Consider the following 4310-nt stretch of genomic DNA (forward strand, 5'->3'; position numbering starts at 1 on the left):
GAACAGTGCCGCTACGACGAACAGTGCCGCTACGACGAACAGTGCCGCTACGACGAACAGTGCCGCTACGACGAACATGGGGAACGCGCCCGGCGCATGGAGACACTCCAGCGGGTCGAGAGCGAGTTCGATCCGGTCCCGTTCGACGCCGAGGCGGCCCGAGCCTACGGCCGCCTGTCCGCCGCTGTCGTGGCCGCCGGTCGCCAGCCGCGCCGTCGCGTCGCGGACCTCATGATTGCCGCCACGGCGGTCGCGGAAGGTCTGCCGTTGTTCACCACCAATCCCAGCGTCTACGCCGGGCTGGAGAAGCTGGTGACCGTCATCCCGGTCACGCGGCCAGCAGTGCCACACGAAGGCACTTGATCTGATCCGCAGGGCCGCTCGAGGCCCACTGGTGCAGGGTCTCGCCTGATCTCCGTTCGTCCTGCTCTCTTCGGCGTCTTGTCCTCCGTGCTCGTACGAGCATGGAGATCGTGACTGCGGGGGGACATGCTTTCTCCGCGCGTGACGGGGAGGGCCGAACGGGCGGAGCGGCCGTGCCTCGGGCACGGGTAGGCGACCGACTCGCGAAGCGCGTTCTGAATCGCGACGCCCGGCCAGACCACTGTCGGCGGCGCTGGGCGCCAGGCGCCGCGAAGGGGGCCTCCGCACCGCGTCCGCCGGCCTGTCGTCAACCCGACACCTCGGCCGGCGGTGCCGGCGGGGCGGTGTGCGCGTCGCCGCCGACTGATAGCCGATCGCCAGATGCCCGCAGCCGTCGCGACAATCGGCCCGCCATCCAGGAGATAACCGGTGGATGGCGGTGAGCTGATACCGCGATCACCCGCCTTATATAAATGCTTAGCGCGGCGATGACGGGTGCATTGATCGCACCTGCGCGAAATTGGATCACCGGCCGGTCACTCCGAGTCGCGCCGCGCCGCGCCACGCGGCCCCGAATGCTTGGACGGCGCGTATCCGAATGGTTACCTTGGGCGCCGCTCGCCCAATGGGGAACCGCGAGGAGACCTGCCAGGCGACGTGTTCCAGAAATCGTGGCGTCGTCGCCCTGGGGAGGCGACGCTCACCGGTACCGGACCGAAAGGGAATCCTCTTATGAAGGTCAATGGTTTTAGGCGCGCCGCGCGCGGAACGGCTGTGGCGTTCGCGGCCTCGTTCGCAGTCATGAGTGCTGCGCCGGCCTTCGCGGCCCCCGCGAGTTACAACGATGCAAGGATCAACATCCAGGGCGGCAGCGCGTCGTCCCTGGCCGGCTGTCTCAACTACGCCCGGGTATCCGCGCGCCACAACCTGCACCCCCAGGCGAACTTCTGCCGCAACATCGCGGATGCTTCCGGTGGCAACGTCCAGCTGCACAACGTCAGCCTGTTCGTCGACCAGGAGAGCAACCGGCCCGGACGGGCGTACAACAACGCGACGGTCAACATCACCGGCGGCGACTCGACCGCCGTGGCGGCCTGCGTGAACTACGTGCAGGGCACCGCGACCGTGAGCCAGGTCAACACCTGCCGGAACAGTGCCACGGCCACCGGCGGGAATGTCACCCTGGACAACGTCGATGTGACCGTCGTTCAGTCGAGCACCTGAACGACTGAAGGCGAACATCTAAGCGGCTGATCCGGCGTCAGGCGGGTGTGGCTGCCCGTTCTCACACCCGCCTGGACGCGTCTTCGGATCCCGCTCTCCCACCACCTCGACGATCTGTCAATCCATGATCTACGGGCAAGTGGGCCGAAAATATCGACATTCCGGAGGTTCGGGACGCCCGTCCGCGGAACGCGGGGGATAACCGTGCGGGGCGGCCGATTCCAGACTTTCAACCTACGTGCGGTGAGGCCGGGTTGGCGGATATCCGGCCGGGGACGAACGGGTTCGTCGTTGCCGGGGAGTCCGGCCGGCAAGGACCCTCCCGCGTCACCGGCGGTGAAACGCCAACGGCGGCCTCGGAGAGGACGACACATGGGCGTACCTGCGCTCACCCGGCTGCGTGCGGTGATGGCCGCGGCGGCTCTCGCCCCGCTGCTGAGCGTCGCGTTCATCGGAGTGACGGCGGCCGCCAGCTCCGCCGCGGACGCGGACATCAACATTGTCGGGGGTGCCGCGGACAGTTCTGTGGTCTGCGGCAACGTCGCCGAGGCGCAGACCCTGGCCGCGCGGCAGCATCTCACGCTCCAGCGCAGCCGGTGCAACGCGAAGGCGGACGGCGGCAGTGTGAATCTGCACGACGTCGAGATCACCCTGCCGCGCAGCGGTGGCAACGGCGACGACGATGTCCTGGCCAGGATGGTCGGCGGCGCAACGGCATCGGTCGCCGTTGACACGTGCGCCCGGCACCGGCTCGCCGCGTCATCCGGCGGCCGTCAGCTCAACGAGTGCTCGTCGAACGGGCACGGCGGCCAGCCCCGGCTCGACAACGTCACGTTGGTCAGCCATCGCGGCGACGGATCCACCAGCAGTCGCAAGATCGGCAGCCTGGCCGTCGCGCTGCCGCAGTCCGGCGGAGCCGGCGCCGAGTGCCACAATGTGAACTCCGATCCCGGCAAGTTGCAGGACAACTGCGACGGCTCCGGCGTCGGTGGGGTCTGGAACCTGCACAACGTCGACGTCGTCAGCCGCAACGCGGACGGCACCTCCTCGACCCGCCACGGGATCAACGTCGTCGTCCGGGGCGGCGACGCGAAGGCGTCCATCTACTGCTTCAACGTCGTCGACGGCGCGAACAGGGTGGTGCAGGTGAACATCTGCAAGGCCGCCGCGCAGGCGGGTGACGCGACGTTGAGTAACGTCACCGTCCACGTCTACTCCTGATCCATCCCAGCTCACCCCCCGGACAAGCTCCGCAGGCAGCATTTCGATAGGTCGAGGCCGGGAGGCGGAGGTCGGACAGCCGAGGCGGCATCGCCTGCGGCGCGTCCTCCGCCGCCTGCCGTCGTTCGGCGGTCCGGCGGGACGTAGGCTGATCTGCCATGCCGGCGCAATCACTGCGGGACCTTGTCGAACCAGGCTGGGTGCAGGCCCTCGAACCGGTGGCCGAGCGGATCACGGCCATGGGCGACTTCCTGCGCGTCGAGATCGCGGCGGGTCGCACCTACCTACCGGCGGGCCCGCACGTGCTGCGGGCCTTCCAGCAGCCGTTCGACGAGGTGCGGGTGCTGATCGTCGGGCAGGATCCCTATCCGACGCCGGGCATGGCCATCGGTTACAGCTTCGCGGTGGCTCCGGAGGTGCGCAGGCTGCCGGGCAGTCTGCTCAACATTTTCCAGGAGCTGTGCGCCGACACCGGCGTCCCCAGGCCCTCCAACGGTGACCTCACCCCGTGGACGAGCCAGGGCGTGCTGCTGCTGAACAGGGCGTTGACGACGGCGCCGCGCCAGCCCGGCGCGCACCGCAACAAGGGCTGGGAGCAGATCACCGAGCAGGCGATCCGGGCCCTGGCCGCGCGGGGCAAGCCGCTGGTGGCCATTCTGTGGGGCGCCGACGCGCGCAGCCTGCGCCCGTTCCTGGACGGCACGGCGACGATCGAGTCCGCCCACCCGTCGCCGCGTTCGGCGGATCGCGGTTTCTTCGGTTCCCGGCCGTTCAGCCGGGCCAACGACCTCCTGCTTCGCCAGGGCGCCCAACCCGTCGACTGGACCCTGTCCTGACGGGTGAGCCGCACGCCGGCAGCGCAGGGCAGACAGCGGCACCGCGGTGGCGCCGCCATCGGCCACGCCTGCGGTGGACGGTCATGGACCTGGGCGCACCGAGCCGCAACCGGGCTGACCGGACACGGTGTCGTGCTCGAAGGGCAGCGCGTCGAGCGCGGCCGGCGCGGCGGTCGTGCTCCGCAGGGGCACGAGCCGTTCGCCGTCGAACCGGTAGTAGGTCAGGGTGAGCGCGTAGACGTTGGGCCCGGTGCTCGGTCCGGCGGCGGTCGCGAGCGCGGTGCCCGGTGAGCTGGCGGGCCGGCAAGACCAGGAGGTGACATACCCGGTCGAGCCGCCGTAGGGCAGGGTCGCCGGCTGGCCGTTGAGGCTCACCTGTCGCAGATGCCCGTCGACGTACCTGAATACGGTGGTGAGCTGCTGCGATGCCGCCTGGTCGAGCTGGACGAACACCTCGGCGTGCCCGTCGGAGTCCGCGTCGGCGGCGCCGAGGACACGCAGACCGGCGCGATCGCCGGCCCGCAGGACGACGCTGTCCGATCCGCCGCCGGAATAGTGGGCGACGAGCCGCTGCCCACCCGCGACGCTCAGCGTGTCGGACCGGCCGTCACCGTCGACGTCGCCGTCGCGCGCCGGCCGGGTCGCGGGCGGCGAACCGTGCGGCGT

Annotated in this window: 5 protein-coding genes; 4 read left to right on the forward strand and 1 reads right to left on the reverse strand. The window is 69.8% G+C overall.

Annotated features, from left to right (window positions below; genetic code table 11):
- The 4 genes from MXD58_RS21245 to MXD58_RS21260 form a co-directional block, all read left to right on the forward strand.
- Nucleotides 1-363 (forward strand): type II toxin-antitoxin system VapC family toxin (locus tag MXD58_RS21245; RefSeq protein WP_250609793.1); only part of this gene is annotated, 363 nt, incomplete at its 5' end.
- 801 nt (nt 364-1164) lie between these two features.
- Nucleotides 1165-1587 (forward strand): hypothetical protein, encoded by a 423-nt coding sequence (locus tag MXD58_RS21250; protein WP_248840749.1) that lies wholly within the window; start codon nt 1165-1167, stop codon nt 1585-1587.
- A 372-nt stretch (nt 1588-1959) separates the two neighbouring features.
- Entirely contained in the window at nt 1960-2808 is an 849-nt protein-coding gene (locus MXD58_RS21255) for a hypothetical protein (RefSeq protein ID WP_248840748.1), read from the forward strand.
- Nucleotides 2809-2966: 158 nt separating this feature from the next.
- The gene (locus MXD58_RS21260; RefSeq protein WP_248840747.1) at nt 2967-3644 is read left to right on the forward strand and encodes a uracil-DNA glycosylase; all 678 of its coding nucleotides are present in this window, start codon (nt 2967-2969) and stop codon (nt 3642-3644) included.
- Nucleotides 3645-3725: 81 nt separating this feature from the next.
- Here the strand turns inward: MXD58_RS21260 and MXD58_RS21265 are convergent.
- On the reverse strand, nt 3726-4310 hold a 585-nt coding region (locus tag MXD58_RS21265; RefSeq protein WP_250609794.1), incomplete at its 5' end, for an FG-GAP repeat domain-containing protein.

Source organism: Frankia sp. AgKG'84/4, assembly GCF_023242965.2.
GTDB lineage: Bacteria > Actinomycetota > Actinomycetes > Frankiales > Frankiaceae > Frankia.

Bases quoted from the DNA above. Each gene is read 5' to 3' on its own strand.
- MXD58_RS21250 (WP_248840749.1), top strand. From the start codon at position 1,165: ATGAGTGCTGCGCCGGCCTTCGCGGCCCCCGCGAGTTACAACGATGCA.
- MXD58_RS21255 (WP_248840748.1), top strand. From the start codon at position 1,960: ATGGGCGTACCTGCGCTCACCCGGCTGCGTGCGGTGATGGCCGCGGCG.
- MXD58_RS21260 (WP_248840747.1), top strand. From the start codon at position 2,967: ATGCCGGCGCAATCACTGCGGGACCTTGTCGAACCAGGCTGGGTGCAG.